Here is a 25,121-nt window from a genome sequence, read left to right as displayed (position 1 = left end):
GCCGGCTCGGCGAGCAGCTTCGCCCATGGTTTAGCGCGTTTGCGCCGCCGCGAAAGCGAGATTTTCGGTCAGCAGCGCCTCCGCTGCTTCCGGCGTCGGGGCCTCGACATAGACACGCAGCTCCGGTGCATTGCCGGAGGCCCGGAAATGCACCGTCGCACCGTTGCCGAGCGTCAGCCGCAGGCCGTCCCGGCGGTCGCGTGAGACCACGGCGCCATGGGCGGCGAAGGCGGTGTCCCGAAAGCCGGAATCCTCCGCGTCGAGCCTCGCGATCAGGGCTGCGGTCCTGTCCTGCGGGACCTCCTGCAGGCGGTTCGACAGCGCGGTCGCAAACCGGGCTTCGGCCGCCATGGCGCTGAGCGGCTTGCCTGTGGCGCGCGCCAGGGCAAGAGTCGCCAGGATCGGCAGAAGGGCATCTCGCGTGGGCAGAGCGGAGAGATGGCGTCCGTCGAGCATGACGTTCGAGCCCAGCAGCACGCCGCCATTGGCCTCGAAGCCGACGATGGTCCCGGCACCTGCAGCTTCGGCTTCCGTCATGCCGGCGATCACATGAGGCGAGCCGACGCGTGTCCGCACCACCTTGTCGAACGATCCGGGGCGGTCGAGCGCGGAATTCGATGTCACCGGCGTGACGATCGCATCTGCGCCGAGGAAGCGCGCGGTGAGGGCACCGACGAGGTCGCCACGGAGGAAGCGGCCGACCTCATCGGCAACGAGCGGGCGATCCGCATCCCCATCGGTCGAGACGATCGCATCGAGCCTGCGCTCGCTTGCCCAGCGCCGGGCCAGGTTCTCGTCTTCCGGGCGGAGGGCTTCGGTATCGACCGGGATGAAAGTCTCGCTTCGGCCCAGCGGGACGGGCGTCGCGCCGAGTGCGGCCAGCACGTCGTGGACGACGTCGCGCCCGACGGATGAATGCTGGTAGACGCCGATGGTGAGACCGTCCAGGGCATGCCCGAAGAAGTCGACATAGCGTGCGCGGTAGGGAGCGAGGACGTCGCGCTGCCGCGCCGTGATGGAGATATCCGGGGCCGTCGCGAGCGCGAGCGCCTCATGCTGCGCCAGAATGCCCGCCTCGTCAGCTTTGTCGATCTCGCCCCCGGCGCGATAGAATTTCAACCCGTTCCGGTCGTCGGGAATGTGGCTGCCCGTGACCATCACGGCAGGGCAGCCGGCGGCCATGGCAGCCAGCGCCAGGGCGGGTGTCGGCACGGGGCCGCAATCCACCGGAACGAGCCCGGCATCCGCAATGGCCTGAGCGCATTGCGCTGCGAGCAGCGGACTGGACGAGCGCAGGTCGCGGCCGATCAGGACGTCGCTGCCGGGTTTCGCCGCCTCGCCCTCATCGCGCAACATGGCGCAGAAGGCGCGAACATGAGCGTAGGTCGGCAGGCCGACAAGCTCCGTCACGAGGCCGCGCAGGCCGGAGGTTCCGAATTTCAGGCTGCTCATGCGGTGAAGGTCCGTCCAAGGGGGCGGCGAACCGTTACCTCAGCTCTGCCGGCGGAGTCACTGCGCTGCAGGAGAGGATTTCGCTCGGTGGAAACAAGAATGTCCGCTCCCTCAAGAGCGAGGGCCCAGGTGGCCCCGGTTGAAAACGTGGTTAAGGAGGCGTAAAATTTTTCTCGCCTCATGCCTATATTGGGTCTTCTCATGGCAAGCGATTTCGTTGCTGCGAGAGAGGCGTCCCGCGAGGGAGGTATCCGGTTTCGGTACGACCTGTCGGGTCGCTTCGTTGCGCTGGTTGATGTCGCCGCCATCGTGGGGGCGAGTCTGGCGTGCGGCCTCGTCTATGACGCGCTGGGGTCGGGGAATTCCTCGGTGCTGGCGATGTCCGGAGCCATAGGCGCGCTTTTTGCCGCTCTTTTTGTCCTGTTAATGCAGCAACGCGGCTTTTACCGACCGACTGAGCTGCTCCAGCCGCTTCGACAGATTTCAAACGCCCTCGTCATCTGGCTCGCGGTTACCGGCTTTCTGACGCTGATCGGCTTCGCGTTGAAGACAGGTCACTTGATCTCGCGCGCGACCACGATCTCGTTCGTGGTGATCGCTTTCTGCGTCGTCGTGGCGTCGCGCTTCTATTGGCAGGGCTTCATCAGCCGCGCGCTCGCGCACGGGCAATTTGCGACGCGCCGCGTCGCCATCGTCTCCGATTGCCCCGCGACGGACCTCAGCTGGACGATCCAGCGGCTTGCCCCCTTCGGCTTTTCAGTCGCGGCGAATGTTCAGTTGCCCGCCGGCCGCGAGGCCTCGCATGGGGAGGTTGACACCGTCCTTGATCAGGCGATCGCTGCGCTCAGAGGCTCGCAGATTCAGGAGATCGTGGTGCTGCTCGACAGCCGGCGCTTCGATCTCGTCGAGCGTGTGCTTGCGCGGCTGCGGATTCTGCCTTTGCCCATCAAACTCATGCTCGACGGCCGGCTGGGCGAACTCGTCCTGCGCCGGGTCGAGCGCTTCGGATCGGACATTGTGACGGTCGAGATACACCGGGCGCCGATGAGCGAAGGTGAGCGTGCCGCCAAGCGCTGCGTCGATATCGTCATCGCGGTTTCGGGCCTGCTGCTGTTGGCACCGCTCCTCGTCATGACTGCGGCCATCATTCGGCTGAGCGGTCCGGGCCCGATCCTGTTCAAGCAGATGCGCAATGGCTTCAACAACCAGCCGTTCAAGATCCTGAAATTCCGCAGCATGCGGGTGCTGGAGGATGGCGCGGTCGTTCGGCAGGCCTCGCGGCGCGATGACCGCGTGACCGCAGTCGGGCGATGGCTCCGGAGGTTGAGCATCGATGAGCTGCCGCAACTTTGGAATGTCCTTCGCGGCGAGATGTCGATTGTCGGTCCCCGTCCCCATGCCATGGCGCATGACGAGCATTACGAGCGGCTGATCGGTGATTATCCCTATCGGCAGCAGGTCAAGCCCGGGCTGACCGGCTGGGCGCAAGTCAATGGCAGCCGCGGCGAGACGCCGACGACGGAAAGTATGGCCGAGCGTGTGAAGCTGGACCTGTGGTATGTCGAGAACGCCAGCGTCTGGCTGGATATCCGGATCATCGTGCGGACCTTCGGCACGATCTGCAACATCAAGCACACCTACTGATCGTGTATGTGTCGCGCGCGAGAAAGGCGCGGCGCATCCCCGCGCGTTGATCGGCTTGACGCGAAGAAAGTCGGGCTGGCATGCACCGTGCGACGGCATTCTCCATCTGCTGAGGATGTCCCGCTATGACGCAAATCGATCCAGCCATGACACGCAGCGAGCGTCTTTCCGCTGACATGGTCGCATTGCTGCTTGCTGCAGCGATCGCAACCTTCGAGACGGCCTGGCTCGGCCTGATCGGGTACGGCCTCTGGCACGTCTTTGCCTAGAGCGTCGGCCTGCTGTCCCACGCTCTAACATGAAGCGCCCGCGAGCAGGCCGGCGCGGCGTCGCTCAGGCCGCGCTTTCGGTTTCCCTGCCGCCGGGCGCAACGACGCCGCGGCCGACATCGGCATAGGTGAAGCCCTTGGCGCGGACCTGCTCGGCCCGGTAGACATTGCGCAGGTCGACGAGGACGGGCGCCGCCATCGCGGCCTTGACGCGGTCGAGATCGAGCGCGCGGAAGATGTTCCATTCGGTCACGATCACCGCCGCATCCGCGCCTGTCACGCAATCATAGGCGTCGCCGCAATAGGTCACGCCTGCCGGCAGCACTGCCTTCGCCTGCTCCATGCCCTCGGGGTCATAGGCCCGGATCGTGGCGCCGCCATCCATCAGCGCGGTGATCACGGCGATCGAGGGCGCGTCGCGCATGTCGTCGGTGTTCGGCTTGAAGGTCAGGCCCAGCACCGCGATCGTCTTGCCCCGCACCGCGCCGCCGCAGGCCGCGACGACCTTGCGGCCCATCGCGCGCTTACGCTGGTCGTTCACCGCCGCGACCGTCTCGACGATGCGCGAGGGCGTGCCGTAATCCTGCGCCGTCTTGATCAGCGCGAGCGTGTCCTTCGGGAAGCAGGAACCGCCATAGCCCGGCCCGGCGTGCAGGAACTTGCCGCCGATGCGGTTGTCGAGCCCCATGCCGCGGGCGACGTCCTGGACATTGGCGCCGACCTGCTCGCAGAGATCGGCGATCTCGTTGATGAAGGTGATCTTGGTCGCCAGGAAAGCGTTGGCGGCGTATTTCGTCAGCTCCGCTGTGCGCCGGCCAGTATTCAGGATCGGCGCGTTGTTGAGATAGAGAGGTCGGTAGATATCGGCCATGACGGTGCGCGCCCGTTCGTCGTCGGTGCCGACGACGATGCGGTCCGGCCGCTTGAAATCCTCGATCGCGGCGCCCTCGCGCAGGAATTCCGGGTTGGAGACGACGGCGAAATCGGCATCGGGCCTGAGTTCCCGGACGATGCGCTCGACCTCGTCGCCAGTGCCGACCGGCACCGTCGACTTGGTCACGATCACCGTATAGCCCCGCAGCGCCTGCGCGATCTCGCGGGTCGCGGCATAGACATAGGAGAGATCGGCGAAGCCGTCGCCGCGACGCGACGGCGTGCCGACGGCGATGAAGACCGCATCCGCTTCGGCGACGGGACCGGCGAGATCGGTGGTGAAGGACAGGCGGCCCGCCGCCGCATTCGTCCGCACCAGATCCGCAAGGCCGGGCTCGAAGATCGGAATCTCACCGCGCTTCAGCGCCGAGACCTTGGCCTCGACCTTGTCGACGCAGACCACCTCATGCCCGAAATCCGCAAAGCACGCCCCGGAGACGAGCCCGACATAGCCCGAGCCAACCATCACGATCTTCATCGGTCGATCCCACCATCCGATCTTCGATTACGCTGGGATATAACCTGCCCGCTATCCGAGCGCGAGCATCAAAACTTGCCGATGCGTCGGACTTCACATCCGCCGAAGCCCATGATCAAGATGTCGGCTTGGGCTGACTCGGCCCATCCAAGTGTGGCCGAGGATCGGGAGAGAGGGAGGGGGATGCGCCGGTTTCGATTCCAGACCGTGGCGCTTCCGGTCCTGATCACGGGTATCGTTCTGCTGAGTGCCGTCCTTGTCCTGATCCTTCTCGACGAGCGCGCTCCTGTCGGCGAAGGGGCATCGCCGGCTGCTGCCGAGATGATCGCGGCGGACCGGGCCGCGGCTTCAGCGGCGAAACTCGACGGGCGGATGGAGACCGCTGCGAAGGAAGCGCAGGCGGCTCGGCGCCCGGATGATCCTGCCGCGCTTTCGGCCTTCGAGGTGGCGCCGCCTCTGCGCTCCATCGATGGCGCAAGCTTCCGCGACGGCGAGAGGATCGTTCGGCTTGCGGGAGTCGAGGCGCCTCGTGCGACCGATGTCTGTCTCGATGGCGAGGCCCGCTGGTCATGCGGCCTGCAGGCCCGCGCCGCCTTGCACAACACCGTCGCCAACCGCAGCCTGTCCTGCCAGCCGCGCGACATGTCGGCCGATGGCGGCATCGTTGCCGATTGTCGTCTGGAAGCGAAGGATGCATTGCCCGCGGGCGACGTCGCGCGCCTGCTGGTCCTGCAGGGTTGGGCGCGGCCCATGCCGGAAGGCGGCGCAGCCTTCGCGGCCGACATGGCCAAGGCCAGGGCGGCCGGAGCGGGTCTCTGGCGTGGCGACTGGCGCATCGTCACGCCGTGACCGGCATTTCAGATGCCCCTGATCAAACCTCCATCGATGCGGATCTTCGCACCGGTCACATAGCTCGCCCGTTCGCTGGCGAGGAAGGTGACGACATCGGCGAATTCCTGCGGCTTGCCATAGCGCCCGGCGGGAATCGTCGCGATCGAGGCTTTCGCGACCGCCTCGCGCGTGCCGCCGCTGCGCGCTGCCGCGGCGTCGTCGAGCTGGTCGACCCGCTCGGTATGGATGCGGCCCGGCAGCACGACATTCACCGTCACGCCGCTGCCCGCGACCTCCGAGGCCAGCGTCTTCGACCAGCCGATCACGGCGGCGCGGATGCCGTTGGACAGGGCGAGCCGGGGGATCGGCTGCTCGACGCCGGAGGAGGCGATCGTGACGATCCGGCCGAAGCCGCGCTCCGTCATGCCGGGCAGCAGGCGCTGTGCCAGATGGAACAGGTTGGCGGCCATTCCCTCGAAATGCCTGAGCCAGTCGTCGCGCTTGGCGTCGCGCGCCTCGCCCGGCGGCGGGCCGCCGGAATTGCCGATCAGGATATCGACGCCGCCTTCGGCGATCAGCCTGTCGGCGAGCGCATCGACCGATGCGATATCGGCAAGGTCGAGCTTCGCGGCACTGGCGCGGCCGCGCTGCTGCGCCGGGAGGCCGGCGATCCAGCTTTCCGTGACATCGGTGCTGCGGGCTGCAGCGATGACGGTCGCGCCTTCGGCAACGAGCGTCTGCGCGATCACCGCGCCGAGCCCGCGGCTGGCGCCCAGGACGAGGGCGCGCTTTCCGGAAAGTCCGAGGTCCATCAGCCGATCTCCTTCAGGCGCCGCTCCTGCCGCGCGATGAGCCGTTCGATATCGGCGATATCCGCCTTGGACAATGCCCCGCCCGGCTTGCGCAGGGTGGCGGAGCCGATCGCGCCGCGCTTCGCCAGCGTGTACTTGCGGATGGCGAGGCCGAGGCCGGGCTGCTGCTCGTAGCGCGCCAGCGGCAGATAGGCGTCGAACAGATCATGCGCCCGCTCGACCTTTCCGGCGGCATGGGTCTTCCAGACATCGACCATCATCTCGGGATAGGCGAAGCCGGTCATGGCGCCGTCGGCGCCGCGCGACAATTCCTCCGGCAGGAACATGCCGCCATTGCCGACGAGGATCGAGATGCGCCGGCCGCCCTTGTCGCTCGCCGCACGCAGAGCCGAGATCTTGGCGAGGCCCGGCCAATCCTCATGCTTGAGCATGACACAGGACGGGTGCGCCGCGACGATCTTCAGGATGACGGCCGGCGTGATCTGCACCTGCGTCACCAGCGGGAAATCCTGCAGTACGAAGGGCGTCTTCGGGCCCAGCGTCTCGGCCACCATCGCATAATAGGAGACGATCTGGTCGTCGGTGCGCAGGTTCGAGGGTGGCGCGACCATGACGCCGGCGGCGCCATCGCCCATCACGCTTTCGCTGAGTTCGGCCATCGCGGCGAAGCCCGCCGCCGAAACGCCGGCGACGACCGGCACGCGACCATCCACGCGCTTCAGCACGCGGCGCACGAAGATGCGGGATTCCTCCGCCGTCAGCTTCGGGGCCTCGCCCATCATGCCGAGCACGGTCAGGCCGGTCGCGCCTTTCTCCAGGTAGAAATCGACCATGCGCTCGGTGCTGTCGAGATCGAGCGCGCCGGTTTCGGTGAAGGGCGTCACCGCGATGACATAGACGCCATCGGCGGTTTCATCGAGCAGAGCCATGGTGGTCCTCAATTGCTGGTGGAAGAGGGCAGGGGCTTGCCCGGCAGAAGCTTGCCGGGGTTCAGTAGTCCTGCGGGGTCGAACAGGTCCTTGAGCGAGCGCATTAGCTCGAGCTCGATCGGCGCCTTGCGCAGCGGCATCTCGGCGACGCGCAACTGGCCGATGCCATGCTCGGCGCTGATCGAGCCGCGCCGGCGTCCGATCTCGTCATGGACGATGCGGGTGAGTTCGGGTGCGATCACCGCGAAGACGGCCGGGTCCTGATCCGCGCCCGGCAGCAGGTTGTAATGCAGGTTGCCGTCGCCGAGATGACCGAAGACGATCGGCCGGACGCCCGATGCTGCCGTCCTGACGGCAGCATCGGCGGCCGCGACGAATTCGGCCATGGCCGAGACCGGCATCGAGACGTCGTGCTTGGCCGCCTTGCCGGCGCGCACCAAAGCCTCGGAGACACCTTCGCGAATGCGCCAGAAGGCCCGGGCCTGCGTGCCGTCCTGCGCGACGGCGGCATCGATCACGAGCCCGGCCTCGACCCCACCGATCAGCGCCGCTTCGAGCTTTTCGCCGAGCGCCGCGGCGTCGTCCTGATCCGACAATTCGACCAGCACCGCGGCGGGCGGCATCTCCGCCAGCGGCAGGCGTGCGTCGGCGATATGCTGGAGGATGAGAGCGAGGCAATCGCCGGTCATGAATTCGAAGGCGGTGACGCGGTCGCCACAGCGATCCCGGACCACCCCTAGCAGCGAGAGCGCCGCCGCCGTATCCTGCACGGCGACGAAGGCCGTGGCGCGCGCCTGTGGCCGGGCGAAGAGCTTGAGCACCGCGCCGGTGATGATGCCGAGCGTGCCCTCGGAACCGATGAAGAGATCGCGCAGCGCGTAGCCGGTATTGTCCTTGCGCAGGGCGGTCAACCCGTCCCAGACGCGTCCGTCGGCCAGCACCACCTCGAGCCCCAGCGTGAGTTCCCGCATCGTGCCGTAGCGCAGCACGGCGACGCCGCCGGCATTGGCGGCGAGATTGCCGCCGATGGTGCAGCTCCCTTCTGCGCCGAGGCTCAGCGGAAAGAAGCGCCCGGCCGCCTCGGTCGCCTGCTGAACCCGCGCGAGGACAACGCCGGCATCCACGGTGATGGTGTTCCCGACAGAATCAATATTGCGAATGCGATTGAGTCGCGTCAGCGATAAGACGATCGCCTTACCCGCCTCGTCTGGCGTGGCGCCGCCGGACATGCTGGTGTTCCCTCCCTGGGGCACGACCGGCACGCCATGGCTGGCGCAAAGCCGCATCACGGCGGCGACCTCCTCGGTCGAGCCCGGCCGCACCACCGCACGCGCGGCACCGCGATACTTGCCGAGCCAGTCGGTCAGGAACGGCGCCTGGTCCTGCGCGGAGACGAGGACATTCCCCTCGCCGAGCAGCCCGGCGAGCTCGGTCGCGAGTCTGTCCATGGTCAGCCTCCGTCGAGGGGGCGGCCGCCCCAGCCCAGCCGGATGCGCCCGATCGCCATCGTCACCGCGGCCTGGGTCGGCTCGACGACGGGAATGCCGAGCGCGCGTTCCAGCGGTTCGCGGAAGCGCGCCATGCCGGCGCAACCCATCACCAGCACGTCGGCGTGATGGGTGTCGCGCAATCTCCGGCCGACGCCGATCATCCGTTCCAGCGTGATCCGTTCGTCGGCCATTTCCTGGATGGTGAGGTTCACCGGCAGGTCGCTGGCGAAGCGATCCATCATGCCCATGGCGCCGAGATAGCGCAGATGGCGCGGGATCGAATTCTGCAGCATCGCGACGATGCCGAAGCGCTGGCCGAGCGTCAGCGCCGTCAGCACGCCGCTTTCGGCGATGCCGAGCACAGGCCTCGTGCTCTGCTCGCGCAGGGCGTGCATGCCGGGATCGGAGAAGCAGGCGACGACGAAGGCGGCGGCTTCGTTTTCAAGGCCCGCGGCGCGCTTGAGCAGGGCCGGGATCAATCCGTCGACATCGCGTTGCGACTGAATGCCGGGCGGGCCGTCGGCCAGCGTCAGGCATTCGATCGCCGGCCCGCCGGCCATGCGCAGGGGAGCCACGGCCTCTTCGATGCCGCGCGTCACGCGTTCGGTCGAATTCGGATTGATGACGTAGATCGTGCCGCTCACGACATCTCTCCCTCGGGCGTGCCTGGCCGGTGCCGTTCGCGCCAGCTTTCCACCGTCTGGCGCGGTTCCTGGAACCGATCGCCGAGGCCGACATACCAGTCCGCGCCGTGCAGGCGGCCGACGAGGTCGAGCTTGGCGATATCGACATGCAGCCGCTCGTCGACGAGGCCATCGCGGATATGGAGATGGACGATTTCGCCGACGACGAGATTGCGATGCCGCGTGCCGAGCGAAAGCGAGACCGTCTCGCGGCATTCGAGTTGCACCGGGGAGACCGCAAGGCGCGGCGCGGGGACGGCGCGGCTGGCCGTCGTGGCGAGGCCTGCGGCTGCGATCTCGTCGGTGCCGTCGGTGAAATCGATCGCGCAGACCTGCATGGCCGAGACCATGGCCCGGTCGACGAGGTTCACCACGAAGCTGCCGGTCTCGCGGATATTGCGCATTGTATCCTTCAGGGGCTCGTCGCCGCCCCGGCCGTCGATGCCGAGAACGACAAGCGGCGGCGCATGGCTGAAGACGTTGAAGAAGCTGAAGGGCGCGGCATTGGCGCGCCCCTGCGCATCGACGGTGGTGACCAGCGCGATCGGGCGCGGGAGCACCGTGCTGACGAGGAGCTTGTAGAGATCGCGTTCGGCGAGGTCGCTTGTGGCCCAGTCCATCGCGTTCAGCCCAGTTGCGTGTCGAGCAGGCGCACCGTCTCGGCCAGCACGCGGGCGCCGTCGCCGGCTTGATCCGGCGTGATCGATTCCTCAGGCGCATGGCTGCGGCCTTCCAGGCAGGGCACGAAGATCATGCCGACCGGGCCGATATGGGCGATATGGACGCCGTCATGGCCGGCTCCGCTCGGCAGGTCGCGCGTCGCGAGCCCGAGCGAGGCCGAGGCATTGGCGATGGCCGAACGAACCGCCGGCGCGCAGGCCGTCGGCGCGACATGGCTGATCGGCTCGATCGCGATGGTGAGACGCAGGTCTTCGAGGGTAGGACGCAGGTCGCGCACCAGCGCCTCGCCGAAGGCCTTGACCGCCGCCTCGTTGCCGGAGCGGACTTCGAGCGTCAGAATGGCCTCGCCCGGCACGGCGTTCGCCGCATTGGGGCTGACCTCGATGCGCCCGAAGGTGGCGACGAGCGGCTGGTTGTCCCGCGAGGTCGAGAGCGCGCGCTTATAGGCGGCCTCGACGAGCTTGGCGGCGCCGACCAGCGCATCGGCCCGGAGCGGCATCGGCGTCGCGCCGGCGTGGTCGGCCCGGCCGGTGACGATGATGCGCTCGCGGCGGATGCCGACGATATCGGTGACGATGCCGATCGGGATGCGTTCGTTCTCCAGCACGCGGCCCTGCTCGATATGGACCTCGACATAGGCCGCGATGCCGTCCGCGGGCCGCCTGATCGAGGCCAGCTCGTCCGGTCGGCCGCCGACGAAGGCGATGCCTTCGCGCAAGGTCATGCCGTCCGGGCGGGTCAGCGCCAGATGCTCATCGGTCAGGGTGCCGGCGAGCGCGCGGCTGCCGATGCAGGAGAGGCCGAATTCGCTCGGCTCCTCTGCCAGGAAGTCCACGACCTCCAGCGTATGGCGCAGGCGGTCGCCGCGCTCGCTGAAGCTCTGCGCGACCTCCAGCGCGGCGAGCACGCCGAGGATGCCGTCATAGCGCCCGCCGGAGGGTACCGTGTCGGAATGCGAGCCGATCAGGATCGGCTTCAGCGCGGGATCGGCGCCCGCGAGCCGACCGATCAGGTTGCCGGCGGCATCGAGTTCGGTCTCCAGCCCGGCCGCGTTGAATTCCGCTGCCAGCCATTCCCGCCCTTCGAGAAAGCGCGGCGTGAAGGAGCGGCGCGTCCACGGACGCTCCGGGTCGGTGATGGCGGAGAGCGCCTCGATGCGGCGCCAGAGCCGGTCCTGATCGATCGACATCGGCTTAAGCCGCCGGGCGCAGGAAGCGGCCGTCGCCGGCCTTGTTGCGGATCGCATTGCCGTCCCAGGCGAGCTGGCCGCGGACATAGGTGGCGGCGACGCGGACACGGAACTCACGGCCCTCCATCGAGCTCCACTTCACCGCCGAGAGGCTCTTGCCGGGATCGTGGATGAAGCGGCCGGGCTCCAGCACGGTGATGTCGGCATCGGCGCCGGCTCCGAGCCGCCCCTTGTCGGCGAGCAGGAAGGCCTTGGCCGGCCCCTCGCAGAGCTGCTTCACCACGATGGTCGGCGACAGGCCGTGCTCCTCGCAGCCGGTCCAGAGCGCCGGCAGCAAGGTCTCGATGCCCGGCCCGCCCGAGGTGTTCTTGAAGATCATCGGGTCGCCCTTCTTCTCCAGCCCCCAGGAGACATGGTCCGAGGAGATGAAGTCGCAATGGCCGGCGGCGAGATGGCTCCAGAGCAGGTCGCTCTCGGCCTTCGGGCGGATCGGCGGGTAATGCTTGATCTTGGCGCCGAAGCGCGGGCCGTGCTCCTCGGCATTGAGCATGAAATACTGCACGCAGCTCTCGACCGTCGCCTTGTAGCCGGCGCGCTTGTACATGTTGCAGATCTCGAAGCCGCGCGAGGTCGAGACGTGGACGGCGTGCGCCCGGGCCCCCGTCTCGGCGCCGATCTCGTAGATGCGGGCGGTGGCAAGGTTCTCGACCAGCGGGGTATGGGCGCGCAGGAAGGCGTCCGGCCCGGTATCGCCGGCCTCGATCAGCCGGGCGATGTTGCGCCTTGTCATCTCCTGGTCCTGGTTATGGACGCCGCAGAGCAGGCCGGTCGGCTCGATCAGCTTGAAGGCTTCGTAGAGCGTGTCGTCGCCGATGCGGGGAAAACGCGTCGGGTTGGCCTCGAAGGTCGAGAACTTGAAGGCGCAGGCGCCGGCCTCGACCAGCCCGGGAATGGCATGTAGGCCGTTCTCGATGGTGATCGTTGCATAGAGCGCGACATCGACATGCGCATCGCGCTCGACTACCGTGACCTTCTCGTTGAAGAGCTTGGCGCTGGTGACGGGCTCCGGCTCGTCATAGGGCATGTCGACCATCACGGTGACGCCGCCGGCCGCCGCCGCACGCGAGCACATGCCGATGCCCTCGTGATCGGCCTGGCTGCCGGAATGGACCTGCCCGTCGATCACGCCCGGCATGATCCACTGGCCGCGGAAATCCTGCGTCTCGCGGGCCGCGGGTGGTGTGCCCTTGCCGACCTTGCCGACCTTGTCGCCGCTGACGGCGACATAGCCGTCCTCGATGATCCTGTCGGCAAGGACGATATTGCCGCGGAGGACGAGATCGAAATCGCTCATGGTCGGGGTATCCGGTTGATCCTGCAGGGGCTGCGAAAACGCGCGCTCAGCCTTCGCGGCCGAGCGCGTAATCGGTGAAGTTCATGCCGAGCGCCTTCTCGACGATCGGATAGACGCTCGGGTCGGTCACGCTGGAGCTCAGCGGGATCTTGCTCTTGGGCACGCGCAGCACCGAGAGCTCCATGCCTTCGCGGACATGGCCGGCACTGACCGGCTGGCCGTCATTGTCGAGCGTGGTGATCACGTCCGGGAAGCAGGCATGGCGGGCACCGTCGAGATCGGTCACCGCCATGTATTCGTTCATGACATGGATGACGCGGGCACCTGCTCCCGTGCCGACCTGGATCGTGCCGATGTCGAAGGCCTCGTTGGTGTAGCGCACGTCCTTCTTGGCGACGCTGCCGCGCGCGATGATCGAGCCGCCGGTCTCGTCGCAGATCGCATCGATGACCGCGTTTCCGCCTTTCGGCTTGGCCGCGAGGATGCGCTCGCCCAGCGCCAGCGCCATCGAGATGCCGCCGAGCGCCGCGTTCTTGCGGACATAGGCCGCGGACACCGGGTTGCGGCAGGAGGCGATGAAGCCGCCCGACATGTCCGAGGCCGTGCGCAGGATCGGCGAGACCTTCGCGGTCGCGCCGCGCGTCACCAGCTCGATATACTGGTTCTTCGAACGATTGCCGCCGACCGCGACCTGGATCGTCGCCTCCGGGCTGTTGGCGAGGCCGATCGAGCCCATGTCGCCGGTGGGATGGGCGCGGATATCGCCGACCGCATCGACCACCTTGACGCCGAGGATGGCGCTCGGCAGCCAGGCATTCAGCGTGCTCGACATGCCGTTCTGGCCGATGATCAGGCCATAGATCGGCTTGCCCAGCGCCTCCTGCAGCAATTGCACGGCCTTGACGTAGTCGATGCCCCACATCTCCCACTCGGTCGTGCCGGCCGGCGCGCCGATCGCGGCGGCGGTGGCGATGATCGCGTCGTCGGGAATCTCGTCCATCGTGACGAGCTCGGGCCTGCCGGTATTGACCGCGGCCGTGCCGAGCATGCGGCCGTGATCGGCCCAGCCGCCGCCGCCCGCCGCGAAGACGGAGCCGCCGGCCACCGCGGCCTCGACATCCCTGCTGGTCAGAAAGCGTCTCATCGGCGGCCTCGTACCTCATCCTCCGGTCGTTGCCGGCACGCTGGCGAGCTTAGGGCGCTAGGCGTGAAATGAATCATGCTTATTATGCGGCCAACCATAATCGGATGTTATCGCCATGCGCCTCAATCTGCGGCAGATCGAAGTCTTCCGGGCCATCATGATCACCGGCTCGATCAGCGGCGCCGCCCGCCTGCTTTCGGTCTCGCAGCCGGCGATCAGTCGCCTGCTGGCCTATACCGAGGACCGGCTGGCGCTGCGCCTGTTCGAGCGCGTGCGCGGTCGCGTGCAGCCGACGCCGGAGGCACGCCGCCTGTTCCAGGAGGTCGATCAGGTCCATCAGGGCGTGGTCAGGGTCAACGAGCTCGCCGAGGAACTGCGCGAGCGCGGCACCGGCTCGGTCAGGATCGTCGCCAGCCCGAGTGTCGGCCAGACCCTGGTTCCAGACGCCATCGCCCGCCTGCGCGAGCGCTTTCCGGACCTACGCGTCGAATTCGAGGTGCTGACCATCCTCGAGATCATCGCCAAGGTCGTGGCCGGCAGGGCCGATCTCGGCGTCTCGATCCTGCCGGTCGACGAGCCGACGCTCGACATGGAGGTGCTCACCGAAGGGCGGCTCATGGTCATCATGCCGCGCGATCATGCGCTGGCACGCTTGCGCGTCGTCCGCCCGGCCGATCTCGCGCCCTATCCCCTGATCGGCTTCGGCCCGCTGACGCCCTATGGCGACGTGGTCGGTCGCGCGCTCACCCTGAAATCCGCGCCGCTGAGGATCAGCACGGTCGTGCGCTTCACGCCGGTCGCCTGCGCCATGGTGCGGGCCGGCGCCGGCATCGCCGTCGTCGACGAGTTCGTGCTGCGCGGGCGGACCTGGCCGGAACTGGTGTCGCGGCCGCTGGCCCCGAAGACACGGGTACGCGCCCATTTGCTGACGCCGCGCTTCGAGCCGCTGTCGCGGACGGCGAATGCCTTCGTCGAGATCCTGCGCGGCATCGTGCCCCCGCCTCCCGCCGGCGACGAGGCTTAACATCAGGTTATGGCAGCCCGACAATAAATGATTGGCTGGGCATGATTTTGCCCTGTTAGGCTCCTCTTGGACGTGGCCGGATTGTTGCATGAAAGGGGTGCAGCGATCGCGGTGGAACCACCACGATAACGGGAGCGGGAATCATGAAGCTGAATTCGATCAAGCTGACGCGTGCCGTCGCCGCGGGCGCCATGCTCGCGGCCTTGCTCGCCATGCCGGCCATGGCGCAGGATGCCGACCATCCGCAGGGCGAGAAGCTGAAAGTGGCCTGTGATCTCGGCTTCGCGCCTTTCTGCTTCAAGACGCCGGCCGGCGAGACCACCGGCTTCACCTATGACATGTCGGTCGCGCTGGCGAAGCAGCTCGGGCGCCCCGGCGTCGACGTGACGGATTCGAACTTCTCGGCGATCTTCGCCGGCCTGTTCTCGAAGCGCTACGAGATGATCCCGGCGCCGACCAACATCACGACCGAGCGCGCCGCGCAGATGCTGTTCAGCGAGCCCTATATGCCGACGGGCCTCGGCTTCCTCGTCAAGAAGGGCGCCAAGATCGCCAATCTGGAGGAGCTGAAGGGCAAGGCGCTGACCGTCAACAACGGCTCGATCTCGGACAAGTGGCTGACCGACAACGAGGCCAAGTACGGCTACACTATCCAGCGCTACAACAAGAATGCCGACGCCGTGCAGGCCGTGATGATCGGGCGCGCCTTCGCCAATGTCGCCGACGTCCCGGTCTCGCGCTATGTCTCGACGCAGTCGCCCATGGCCGAGGTCGCCTATGTCCTCGACGGCGGCCGCAATTTCGGCATCGCCTTCCGCAAGGAGGACACCGCCTTCCGCGCCAAGGTCGAAGCGGCGCTGGAATGCATCAAGACGGACGGGACCCTCGCCAAGATCCACGAGAAGTGGTTCGGCGTGAAGCCGGCGGCCGATTCCTCCAGCAGCAAGGTCTATCCGGGCATCGGCGCGCCGGATTTCGAGGGCTACGACGCGACCCCGCACAAGGCCGCCTGCAAGTGACCTCGACGCCCGTCATGACGGCCCCATCGCCCGAGACGATCGTGTCGATCGAAGGGCTGCGCAAGAGCTTCGGCCAGGTCGAGGTTCTGCGCGGCGTCGACCTCAGGGTCGGCAAGGGCGAGGCCGTCGTGATCGTCGGCTCCTCCGGTTCGGGCAAGAGCACCTGCCTGCGCTGCATCAACCGGCTGGAGGAACCGACGGCGGGCACGATCCGTGTCGGCGGGCATGAGGTCACCGGCCCGAAGGTCGATCTCGACCGCCTGCGCCGCGGCATCGGCATGGTCTTCCAGGGTATCCATCTCTACCCGCACAAGACGGCGCTGGGGAACGTCTCGCTGGCGCTGCGCAAGGTCGTCGGGCTGAGCAAGGAGGCGGCCGAGACCAAGGCCCACCATCATCTCGAAGTCGTCGGCCTCGCTCACAAGGCCGATGCCTATCCGGCCGAGCTGTCCGGCGGCCAGCAGCAGCGCGTCGGCATTGCCCGTGCGATGGCGCTGGAGCCGCAGGTCATGCTCTTCGACGAGCCGACCTCGGCGCTCGATCCCGAATTGGTCGGCGAAGTGCTCAACGTCATGGTCCGCACCAAGGAAATGGGCATGACCATGATCGTGGTCACCCATGAGATGAAGTTCGCCCGCGATGTCGCGGATCGCGTCGTCTTCATGGACCATGGGGCAATCCTGGCCGAGGGCACGCCGCAGGAGATCCTGGTCAACCCGCAGCACCAGCGCATCCGCGACTTCGTCATGCGTTCGCACGGCTGACGGCGCGTATGGACCAGATAGTCCGCTATTTCTTCGATTTCTCGCTGATGGCGGCCTATTGGCCGGACATCCTGCGCGGCTTCCTGATCACCGTGCAGATGTCGATCCTGACGGTCCTGATCGGCATCCCGCTCGGCCTCGCGCTTGCGGTCCTCAGACTCTACGGCATCCGGCCGCTGAACTGGCTGATCATCTTCTATATCGACTTCTTCCGCTCGATCCCGCAGCTCGTGCTGATCGTTCTGGCCTATTTCGCGCTGCCCTATTTCGGGCTGGTGCTGGAGCCCATGACCGCGACCGTGCTGGCGCTGGCGATCGTGCTCTCGGCCTTCGCCGAGGAGATCTTCTGGGCCGGCATCAACGCCGTGCCGAAGGGGCAGTGGGAGGCCGGCCGTTCGACGGGGCTCTCCTTCACGAAGACGCTCGCCTACATCATCCTGCCGCAGGTCGTGCGCATCTCGATCCCGCCTTTGACCAACCGCGCCATCGGCATCAGCAAGGGCACGACCCTGGGCTCGGTCGTGGCCGTGCCGGAGCTGCTCAACGTGACCTCCAGCATCCAGTCCAACGTCGCCAATCCGACCGCGCTGACCGTCGGCGCCTTGCTCTTCCTCGTGCTGTTCCTGCCCTTCGTGCGCTTCACGCGCTGGCTCGAGCACGCCTATGCACATCCGAGGTCATGATGGACGATCTCGTCACGACCTTCTTCAATATCGACGTCCTCCGCCAAGTCTGGCCGCTGCTGCTGCAGGGTTTCTGGATGACGCTGGCGCTGGCTGCCGTTGCGGTGCCGCTCTCGGTTCTCTCGGGCATCGCCATCGCCATGGCGCAGGATGTGCCGAACAAGCTGCTGCGCTTCCTGCTGATCGCCTATGTCGACGTGTTGCGCGCGATCCCGCCGCTGGTGCTGCTGATCTTCATCTTCTTCGGCCTGCCCTTCCTCGGCCTGAAGCTGAACGAGTTCACCGCCGCCGTGCTGGCGCTGACCCTGAACGGCTCCAGCTACTTCGCCGAGATCTTCCGCGCCGGCATCGAATCCGTGCCGAAGGGCCAGCGCGAGGCCGCGCGTTCGACCGGCTTGAGCTGGTACCAGAGCATGGTCCATGTCGTGGTGCCGCAGGGCACACGCAACGTGCTGCCGGACCTGATCAGCAACACGGTCGAGCTGGTGAAGCAGACCTCGATCGCCTCGGCCGTCGCGCTGCAGGAATTGCTGCGCTCGGCCCAGCTCGCCCAGGGGCTGCTTTACAATCCGACGCCCCTGATCGCGGCGGCGATCGTCTATTTCCTGATGTTCTGGCCCTTCGTGCGGCTGGTCTCGCGCCTGCAGAACCGCACGGCCATGTCCGCCGCCTGAGGGCGGTCTCGCCCGTTGCCTCAACCGGCGACGGGGAAAAGCCGCGTGATGCGGTTCGGGTTGGTCTCGGCCAGGAAGATGTCACCGTCAGGTCCGAGCCACATTCCATGGGCGCCATTGAGCATCGGGCGGCAGCGCCCGAGCAGCGCGCCATCCGCCGAGAGCAGGCTCAGTGTCGGAATGGAATCGCAGACATAGATGCGATCCTCGGCATCGGCGACGACATCCTGCGGACGCAGGAAGGCATCCCAGACGGCCAGAAGCGCGCCGTCGGCCGTGAAGCTCTGGACGCGGCTGTTCTCGCGATCGGCGACGATGACGCGCCCGTCGCCGAGCACGCAGATGCCATGTGGCGTCAGGAAGGCGCCCGGCGCCGTCCCGACCGAGCCCCAGCTCGTGAGCAGGTTGCCGCTGGCGTCGAAGCGATGAATGCGCCCGTTGCCATAGCCGTCGGCAACGTAGAAGCCGCCATCCGGCGCAAAGGCGATATCGCTCGGGTGGTTGAAGGGCCAGCCCGGCCGATGGCTCTCGCCGATCTGCCGGCGCACCCGGCCTTCGACGTCGCAGAACAGAATGCGATGCGCGTCGCGGTCGACGATGGCGAGGCCGCCATCGGGCGCCGTCGCGATCTTATGGGCGTCGACGCAGAGTTTTTCGCCCCAGCTCCGGACGAATCCGCCATCGCTAGCGAGCGTGACGACGCACGGCCCCGCTGGATCGACGGCGCTGTCGCGGCGCAGCAGGACATGGACAAGCCCGTCCTTCCCGATGGCGAGGTCGGTGATCCGTCCCGGTGTCGCGGGCAGGGCGCCCCAGGGGCGCTCGATGCCGTAGTGCCTGTCGCCGAGCGCGACGCGCAGTTCCGTTTTCATCCTGACCCGATATCTGCAACATAGGCGCTCAGGCGCCCTCCGGCTTTCCGAGTGGGGCGCCGACGCCGGTCCGCTCGGTGATCAGGCCGTAATGCTCGATGCGGCGATGCCTAGCGAAGTCGAAGATCGTCGCCTTGCCGAAGCGGGTATCGTCGAGATCGCAGGGGTGGACGAGCACGCCGTCCTCCTCATGGTCGAGCTCGCCGACGATCTTGCCGTCTGGGGCCGCGATCAGCGTGCCTCCGAAGAGCGGATAGCCGTCCTCGTTACCGGCCTTGGCGACGGCCACGACCCAGGTCGAGTTCTGGTAAGCGCCGGCCTGGACCGAGAGACGATGGTGGAATAGCCGGTCGGCCGTCGTCTCGTTCGGCGATTGCGAGTTGGCGGAGGGGGTATTGTAGCCGAGCACGACCATCTCGACGCCCTGCAGGCCCATGACGCGATAGGTCTCGGGCCAGCGCCGGTCGTTGCAGATCGCCATGCCGAACAGGCCGCCCTCGAACTCCCAGACCGGGAAGCCGAGATCGCCGGGCTCGAAATAGCGCTTCTCGAGATGCTGATGCGCCCGCTCGGTGTCGAACTCGACATGGCCGGGCAGATGGACCTTGCGGTACTTGCCGACCATCCGGCCGCTGCGATCGACCAGGATCGAACTGTTGAAATGCCGCCCCTCGGGCGTCAGCTCGGCATAGCCGAAGCTCATGGCGAGGCCGAGTTCCCGTGCCTTGTCGAACAGGGCCTGCGTCTCAGCGCCGGGCATGCTGCGCTCGAACCAGTGATCTGCCTCGGCCCGATCCTCATGATACCAGCGCGGGAAGAAGGTGGTCAGCGCCAGCTCGGGAAACACCACGAATGTCGCGCCTTGCGCCTTGGCCTTCTCCAGCAGCGCGACCATCCTGTCGACGACCTGCTTGCGGCTGTCGGCCCGCTGGATCGGTCCCAACTGGGCGGCGGCGACGGTGATGAGGCGAGGCATTGGCAATGTCCTGCTGTGGCCTGTGATCGGGTTCACTCCGGGAACGGCTGCGTGGCTGTTCCACCGACAAGCTCTAGAGGCCCCGCACCCATTGTTCTCATGCTTTATTCGGGATCGGCTATAACCTCATGTTATTGGATCTGCCGATCAGGCCGCCAGGCGACTCCGAAGATAGCAGAGCGCGACGATGCCGGAGATCGCTAGCTGTCCCGCGATCAGCAGGAAGGGCCCGTCGAAGCTGCCGGTCCGGTTGGCGATCACCGCGAAGATCAGCGGCCCGCAGATCGAGCCGACGAAGCCGAACAGGCTCGCGCCGGAGGTGACGTCGCCGATGAGGGCAGGCGGCGAGACGCGCGCCAGCTCCGCCATATGCACACCGTTCCAGCCCATCGAGGTCGCCCCGACCAGCGCCATGCAGAAATAGATCAGCCAGGGATAGCTGCTGCCCGTGCCGATCAGCAGCGCGATGGCCGCGCCTGCCGCCAGGGCCAGCAGGCAGAGCAGGTGGAGGCCATTGCCCATGCGGTCCGCCAGCCAGCCGAAGAAGATGCGCGCGATCGTGCTGGCTACGAGCAGGGTCGCGACGAGATGCCCGGCCTGCGCCAGCGTTCTGCCATGCTGCGTGACCATATAGGTCGCGGTGAAGGCGGTGATGCAGGCCTGCGTGATCGAGAAGGAGACGCCGAGCGCCGCGAGCATCGGCAGAGAGCCATGCGAACTCAGGACACGGGCCGAGCGCGACAGCGAGGAGGGCGAGAGGAACATTCGCGCCCAGGCCCGGTTCTGTCTGCCCTTTTCAGCGTCCAGACTTTTTCGGAAGGGCTGCACGGCCAGGGCGCTGATCAGCACGACCGTGCCGACGGTCCAGACCGCGGCGGTGAAGCCTAGCCCCAGGACCATCGGCGCGATGGCGAAGCCCGCGATGGCCCCGCCCAGCGGAACGCCGGCCTGCTTGATCGAGAAGACCAGTGTCCGGTGGTCCGCGGGGGCGGTGCGCATCAGGATCTGGCTGCCGGCCGGGGTGTTGGGCGCGAGGCCGAGCCCGATCAGAAGCGCGCCCGCAAGCCCGATCGTCGCGAAAGGCTGCGTCAGGAACAGAAGGCCGGTGGCCACGAAGGCAAGCCCGATCTGCAGTGCCCGCACCGGGCCGTGATGGTCGAGCATCGGATTGCCGCAGGCGAGGAACCAGCAGATGCCGACCGAGACCACGGCCGAGACATAACCGATGCTTTCCGGCGCGAGACCCCAGCGCAGGGTCAGCAGCGGGCCGAGAAGCGGAATGGCGGCTCCGGCGAAAGAGCTGACGACCTGGACGAGCAGAGTGGCGCTGAGCGCGCTTCCCCACAAAGGCAGCTTCAAGGCGGTTCCCCCGATCCCGTCGCCGCGCGCCTGTCCCGCTTCTCGGGCCGAGCGGGCGAAATGGCTGCGCTGCTCGTTCATCGGGCAAGGGCAGCGGGCGGTCGAGATGGATTGGCGGGCTGGCGGGCCTGCACCGGGAGCATGCGCGTTCCCGCTGCGGCGAAGGCGGCTTCAGATCAGCGCTTGCGAAAGCGGGCCATATCGGAGGCCGCTACCGGAAGTCCGATCAGCTGCGGGCATAGACGTCCTCGAGCCGGATGATGTCGTCTTCCCCGGTATAGCTTCCGACCTGGACCTCGATGAGTTCCAGATCGATCTTGCCGGGATTGGCGAGCCGGTGGGTGCAGCCGATCGGAAGATAGATCGACTCGTTCTCGTGCACGTGGCTGACCTGCCCGTCGAGCGTCACCTCCGCCGTACCGCGCACCACGATCCAGTGCTCGGAGCGGTGGAAGTGCTTCTGGAGGCTCAGCTTGCCCTCGGGCTTGACGTTGATGCGCTTGACCTGAAAGCGCGGTCCGAGATCGATGCGCTGGTACCAGCCCCAGGGCCGATACATCCGCAGATGCTCTGTCGCCTCGGGGATATTCTGTTTCTTCAGGGCTTCGACGAGGTTCTTGACTTTGCCGGCTTCGGACTTGGGTGCGATCAGGACGGCATCCCGCGTGGCGACGGCGACGATGTCCTTTATGCCGATAGCCGTGAGCAGCATCTCGTCGCTGCGGAGGAGCGAATTCGCCGTGTCGATGGCGACGACGCGTCCCTGCAGCACATTGTCCGCCTGGTCCTTCACGGCGACGGCGTGGATCGAATCCCAGGACCCGATATCCGACCAGTCGAAGCTCGCGGCGAGGACGCCGGCCTTGTCGGTCTTCTCCATGATCGCGTAATCGATCGATGTCTTGGGAATCTGCCCGAAGGCGGCAGGATCGAGGCGGATGAAATCCAGGTCGGTCTTCGCCGCGTCGATCGCGGCGCTGGCACCTGTCAGGATGTCGGGCGTGAAGCGCTCCAGTTCGGCGAGCATCGTGGCCACGGAGAAGACGAAGTTGCCGCTGTTCCAGAGGAAACCACGTTCGAGATAGCCGCGTGCGGTGGGCTCGTCTGGCTTCTCGACGAAACGTCGGAGTCGGGATGCATGGGGGGCGTCGAGCGGCTCGCCGGGCTCGATATAGCCATAGGCCGAGGACGGCGCCGTCGGCGCGATGCCGAGCGTCATGATCAGGCCGTTTGCGGCAAGCGCGCCCGCGGCGGTGCAATCGGCCCGAAAACGCGCCGTATCCATGATGACGTGGTCTGCGGCGAGCGCTACGGCCACAGCAGCAGGGTCCTGTGCCTGCGCCAGCAGCGCGCCGATCGCGACGGCTGCCGCAGAATCCCGCCGCTCCGGCTCGATCACGATGTCCCCCGCGATATCGAGGGCCTGCATCTGCTCAGCCGCAACGAAGCGGAATTCGTGGTTCGTCACGACGATCGGGCGCCCGAACGGCGCTCTCTTCACGCGCAGCAGCGTCGCCTGGAATGTGGACAGCCCGTCATCGAGCAACTGGATAAACTGCTTCGGCATGGAGTCCCGTGAGACCGGCCAAAGCCTTGTTCCCGCGCCGCCGGCCATGATGAGAGGAGTGATTTTAGCGGTCATCATGTAGCTTCAGCTCGGCTGTGAGTGAAACGGGCAGTAAAATGCGTGGCCGGATGGGACGGCGTAACATCGGGTATCGCGTCACTGACTGGACACGTCAATGTCCGAGGCAATGATCTGAGATCATGCCCGTTCAAAATCTTTGCTCGCCAAGTTGCGAAAGCAGCAGGGCCAATCTTGGGATACGAGCGTACCCCTCGGCCACGCTGCAGCGCCGGGCTTATGATGAGGGGGATGGCTCGATCAGTGCGAGCCGCTTGCCGGCCTGGACCGTGTCGCCCGGCTGGCATGTCACGTGGGCGATCAAACCGTCGACCTCGGCCGACAGCGAGGTGAAGAGCTTCATCGATTCCAGCACGACAACGACCTGCCCGGTTTCGACGCGGTCGCCAGGCGCGACGCGGACTTCCGCCACCACGCCGGGCATCGGGGCGATGACGGCTCCGGAGCCGGCCCCGCTGCCGCCGGCTGCTGCGGCGGGGCGTGCTTCGCTGACGATCCCGAAATCGAAGCTTTCGCCGTCGAGGGTTAGCCGAACGCGCCCTTCGGAGATCGCATGGCTGCCGCGCAGCAGCCGGTTTTCGAAGGTGATCTCGAAGCTGTCGGCACCGCTGCGCAGGGCGACCTCGATCTCGCCATCGGGGTCGCGCACGATGCGCCGGCCATCCGGCAGCAATCGAACCTCCAGCTTCGTCGCCCCATTCTCTTCCTCGGCGATCAGGCGGCTCGTCGCCACGCCGCCGGCCGGCGCCAGCAGGCGGAAGCCTGCAAGGCTGTTCCAGGCATCGATGGCCGGGCGGGTCGCTGCCTGCTTCTCCAACCAGAGCAGGGCCGCGACGGCGCGCGTCAGCCGTTCGCGCGGGCGCTTCGCCGTCCAGCCATCAGGGAAGGCGTCCTCGATGAAGCGCGTCGTCGCCTGGCCCTGAGCGAAGAGCGGATGCTCGACCGCGTCGATCAGGAAGGGCAGGGTGGTCGCGGGGCCGAGAATGGCGAAATCGCGCAGGCCTGCGGCAAGTCTCGCGCAGGCCGCGGCGCGGTCCGGCCCGGCCGCGATCGCCTTGGCCAGGAGCGAGTCGTAGAACAGCGTAACCTCGGAGCCGGCCCGAACGCCGCTGTCCACACGGATCGAAGCCGGCTCGGCATAGCCCTCGATCCGCCCGGTATCAGGCCGGAAGCCCTGATCGGCTCGCTCTGCGGTGATGCGCGCCTCGATCGCGTGACCGCTCTCGCGGATATCAGGCTGCAAGGCCGGCAGCCTCTCGCCGGCTGCGATCCGGATCTGCCATTCGACGAGATCGTAGCCCGTGATCGCCTCGGTGACCGGATGCTCGACCTGCAGCCGGGTGTTCATCTCCAGGAACCAGGGCTCGTTGAACCCGTCCTCCAGGATGAACTCGACCGTGCCGAGATTGTCGTAGCCGATGGCCCTGGCGAGCGCGACGCCGCGTTCCAGAAGCTTCGCCCGGATCGCGGGCGCGAGATTGGGGGCAGGGGCCTCCTCCAGCACCTTCTGGTTGTTGCGCTGGACCGAGCAGTCGCGCTCGAACAGATGCACGACATTGCCGTGCTTGTCGCCGGCCACCTGCACCTCGAGATGGCGCGGGCGCATCACCAGCTTTTCGATCAGCAACGCCGGGTCCCCGAAGGCCGCCTGCGCCTCGGCGCGTGCCATCTCGAGCGCCGGCATCAATTCTGCGGCCGAAAAGACGCGGCGCATGCCCTTGCCACCGCCACCGGCCGAGGCCTTGATCATCACGGGATAGCCGATCCGCGCCGCCGCATCCGTCAGCGCCGCGTTCGACTGTTCGGCGCCGGCATAACCCGGCACGCTCGGCACGCCGGCCTTCTCGGCGATCAGCTTGGAGCCGATCTTCGGCCCCATCGCGGTGATGCATTCGGCCGAGGGGCCGACGAAGATGCGGCCCGCCTGCCGGCAGAGCAGCGGCAGATCCGGCTTCTCGGAGAGGAAGCCATAGCCGGGATGGATCGCGTCCGCTCCGCTGCGCGCGGCGGCTTCCATGATCGCCTCTGCGCGCAGGTAGCTGTCGCGCGCGGCGGCGGGCCCGATGCGGACGGCCTCGTCTGCGTAGGCGACATGCAGAGCGTCGCGATCGGCATCGGAGAAGACGGCGACGGTGTGGATGCCGAGGCGCCGGCAGGTCCGCATGATCCGCACGGCGATTTCGCCACGATTGGCGATAAGGAGAGAGCCGATCATC

At 67.1% G+C, this 25,121-nt stretch carries 23 protein-coding genes; 8 read left to right on the top strand and 15 right to left on the bottom strand.

What is annotated here, in order from left to right; translation table 11 throughout:
- Positions 1-30: 30 nt before the first annotated feature.
- Complete coding sequence (locus OCUBac02_RS20625) at positions 31-1,452, bottom strand: phosphomannomutase (RefSeq protein ID WP_173048277.1); 1,422 nt, start codon at positions 1,450-1,452, stop codon at positions 31-33.
- 201 nt (positions 1,453-1,653) lie between these two features.
- Here OCUBac02_RS20625 and OCUBac02_RS20620 point away from each other — a divergent pair, with 201 nt between their 5' ends.
- Together OCUBac02_RS20620 and OCUBac02_RS20615 are read left to right on the top strand one after the other, a co-directional pair.
- The gene (locus OCUBac02_RS20620) at positions 1,654-3,096 is read left to right on the top strand and encodes an undecaprenyl-phosphate glucose phosphotransferase (RefSeq protein WP_173048275.1); all 1,443 of its coding nucleotides are present in this window, start codon (positions 1,654-1,656) and stop codon (positions 3,094-3,096) included.
- 125 nt (positions 3,097-3,221) lie between these two features.
- Positions 3,222-3,365 carry a hypothetical protein gene (locus tag OCUBac02_RS20615; RefSeq protein WP_173048273.1) on the top strand — a complete coding sequence of 48 codons (144 nt, stop codon included), beginning with the start codon at positions 3,222-3,224 and terminating at the stop codon, positions 3,363-3,365.
- Positions 3,366-3,429: 64 nt separating this feature from the next.
- Here OCUBac02_RS20615 and OCUBac02_RS20610 read toward each other — a convergent pair whose 3' ends face one another.
- Positions 3,430-4,776, bottom strand: a complete 1,347-nt coding sequence (locus tag OCUBac02_RS20610; protein ID WP_173048271.1) for a UDP-glucose dehydrogenase family protein — start codon at positions 4,774-4,776, stop codon at positions 3,430-3,432.
- Between the two features lie 183 nt (positions 4,777-4,959).
- Here OCUBac02_RS20610 and OCUBac02_RS20605 point away from each other — a divergent pair, with 183 nt between their 5' ends.
- Positions 4,960-5,625 carry a thermonuclease family protein gene (locus tag OCUBac02_RS20605; RefSeq protein WP_173048269.1) on the top strand — a complete coding sequence of 222 codons (666 nt, stop codon included), beginning with the start codon at positions 4,960-4,962 and terminating at the stop codon, positions 5,623-5,625.
- A gap of 8 nt (positions 5,626-5,633) precedes the next feature.
- Here OCUBac02_RS20605 and OCUBac02_RS20600 read toward each other — a convergent pair whose 3' ends face one another.
- Genes OCUBac02_RS20600 through OCUBac02_RS20565 form a run of 8 tightly spaced genes read right to left on the bottom strand, consistent with a single transcriptional unit; the run spans position 5,634 to position 13,889 of the window.
- Positions 5,634-6,419, bottom strand: coding sequence for an SDR family oxidoreductase (locus tag OCUBac02_RS20600; RefSeq protein WP_173048267.1), 786 nt, complete (start codon positions 6,417-6,419; stop codon positions 5,634-5,636).
- Complete coding sequence (locus tag OCUBac02_RS20595) at positions 6,419-7,348, bottom strand: dihydrodipicolinate synthase family protein (protein WP_173048265.1); 930 nt, start codon at positions 7,346-7,348, stop codon at positions 6,419-6,421. Before OCUBac02_RS20595 ends, OCUBac02_RS20600 begins: the two co-directional genes overlap by 1 nt.
- A gap of 8 nt (positions 7,349-7,356) precedes the next feature.
- The gene (locus OCUBac02_RS20590; protein ID WP_173048263.1) at positions 7,357-8,796 is read right to left on the bottom strand and encodes an FAD-binding oxidoreductase; all 1,440 of its coding nucleotides are present in this window, start codon (positions 8,794-8,796) and stop codon (positions 7,357-7,359) included.
- A gap of 2 nt (positions 8,797-8,798) precedes the next feature.
- Entirely contained in the window at positions 8,799-9,482 is a 684-nt protein-coding gene (locus OCUBac02_RS20585; RefSeq protein WP_173048262.1) for an aspartate/glutamate racemase family protein, read from the bottom strand.
- Positions 9,479-10,141 carry a flavin reductase family protein gene (locus tag OCUBac02_RS20580; RefSeq protein WP_173048260.1) on the bottom strand — a complete coding sequence of 221 codons (663 nt, stop codon included), beginning with the start codon at positions 10,139-10,141 and terminating at the stop codon, positions 9,479-9,481. The genes OCUBac02_RS20585 and OCUBac02_RS20580 overlap by 4 nt, the downstream gene beginning before the upstream one ends.
- Positions 10,142-10,146: 5 nt before the next feature.
- Positions 10,147-11,391 (bottom strand): Zn-dependent hydrolase, encoded by a 1,245-nt coding sequence (locus OCUBac02_RS20575; protein ID WP_173048258.1) that lies wholly within the window; start codon positions 11,389-11,391, stop codon positions 10,147-10,149.
- A gap of 4 nt (positions 11,392-11,395) precedes the next feature.
- Complete coding sequence (locus OCUBac02_RS20570) at positions 11,396-12,745, bottom strand: dihydroorotase (RefSeq protein WP_173048256.1); 1,350 nt, start codon at positions 12,743-12,745, stop codon at positions 11,396-11,398.
- A 46-nt stretch (positions 12,746-12,791) separates the two neighbouring features.
- Positions 12,792-13,889, bottom strand: a complete 1,098-nt coding sequence (locus OCUBac02_RS20565) for a DUF917 domain-containing protein (RefSeq protein ID WP_173048254.1) — start codon at positions 13,887-13,889, stop codon at positions 12,792-12,794.
- 115 nt (positions 13,890-14,004) lie between these two features.
- Between OCUBac02_RS20565 and OCUBac02_RS20560 the strand changes: the two genes are divergently transcribed.
- The 5 genes from OCUBac02_RS20560 (at position 14,005) to OCUBac02_RS20540 (ending at position 18,053) form a co-directional block, all read left to right on the top strand.
- Complete coding sequence (locus OCUBac02_RS20560) at positions 14,005-14,913, top strand: LysR family transcriptional regulator (RefSeq protein ID WP_173048252.1); 909 nt, start codon at positions 14,005-14,007, stop codon at positions 14,911-14,913.
- Positions 14,914-15,056: 143 nt separating this feature from the next.
- Positions 15,057-15,932: a substrate-binding periplasmic protein gene (locus OCUBac02_RS20555; RefSeq protein ID WP_244639005.1), complete on the top strand. Its 876-nt coding sequence runs from the start codon at positions 15,057-15,059 to the stop codon at positions 15,930-15,932.
- A gap of 14 nt (positions 15,933-15,946) precedes the next feature.
- Positions 15,947-16,696: an amino acid ABC transporter ATP-binding protein gene (locus OCUBac02_RS20550; RefSeq protein WP_173048249.1), complete on the top strand. Its 750-nt coding sequence runs from the start codon at positions 15,947-15,949 to the stop codon at positions 16,694-16,696.
- A gap of 8 nt (positions 16,697-16,704) precedes the next feature.
- The gene (locus tag OCUBac02_RS20545) at positions 16,705-17,379 is read left to right on the top strand and encodes an amino acid ABC transporter permease (RefSeq protein ID WP_173048247.1); all 675 of its coding nucleotides are present in this window, start codon (positions 16,705-16,707) and stop codon (positions 17,377-17,379) included.
- Complete coding sequence (locus OCUBac02_RS20540) at positions 17,379-18,053, top strand: amino acid ABC transporter permease (RefSeq protein ID WP_047579830.1); 675 nt, start codon at positions 17,379-17,381, stop codon at positions 18,051-18,053. The genes OCUBac02_RS20545 and OCUBac02_RS20540 overlap by 1 nt, the downstream gene beginning before the upstream one ends.
- Before the next feature lie 20 nt (positions 18,054-18,073).
- On the opposite strand, the gene OCUBac02_RS20535 is transcribed toward OCUBac02_RS20540, so the two are convergent.
- From OCUBac02_RS20535 to OCUBac02_RS20515, 5 genes are all read right to left on the bottom strand, one after another.
- Complete coding sequence (locus OCUBac02_RS20535; protein WP_173048245.1) at positions 18,074-18,925, bottom strand: NHL repeat-containing protein; 852 nt, start codon at positions 18,923-18,925, stop codon at positions 18,074-18,076.
- A gap of 28 nt (positions 18,926-18,953) precedes the next feature.
- The gene (locus OCUBac02_RS20530) at positions 18,954-19,901 is read right to left on the bottom strand and encodes an N-carbamoyl-D-amino-acid hydrolase (protein WP_173048243.1); all 948 of its coding nucleotides are present in this window, start codon (positions 19,899-19,901) and stop codon (positions 18,954-18,956) included.
- A gap of 147 nt (positions 19,902-20,048) precedes the next feature.
- Positions 20,049-21,341, bottom strand: a complete 1,293-nt coding sequence (locus tag OCUBac02_RS20525; RefSeq protein ID WP_173048241.1) for an MFS transporter — start codon at positions 21,339-21,341, stop codon at positions 20,049-20,051.
- A 145-nt stretch (positions 21,342-21,486) separates the two neighbouring features.
- Positions 21,487-22,902 (bottom strand): mannose-1-phosphate guanylyltransferase/mannose-6-phosphate isomerase, encoded by a 1,416-nt coding sequence (locus OCUBac02_RS20520; protein WP_173049746.1) that lies wholly within the window; start codon positions 22,900-22,902, stop codon positions 21,487-21,489.
- 220 nt (positions 22,903-23,122) lie between these two features.
- Positions 23,123-25,120, bottom strand: a complete 1,998-nt coding sequence (locus OCUBac02_RS20515) for an acetyl/propionyl/methylcrotonyl-CoA carboxylase subunit alpha (RefSeq protein WP_173048239.1) — start codon at positions 25,118-25,120, stop codon at positions 23,123-23,125.
- Between the last annotated feature and the right edge of the window lies 1 nt (position 25,121).

The organism is Bosea sp. ANAM02, assembly GCF_011764485.1.
GTDB lineage: Bacteria > Pseudomonadota > Alphaproteobacteria > Rhizobiales > Beijerinckiaceae > Allobosea.
The sequence above is the reverse complement of the archived record's forward strand: the minus strand, read 5'-3'. Positions and strand labels throughout refer to the sequence as shown.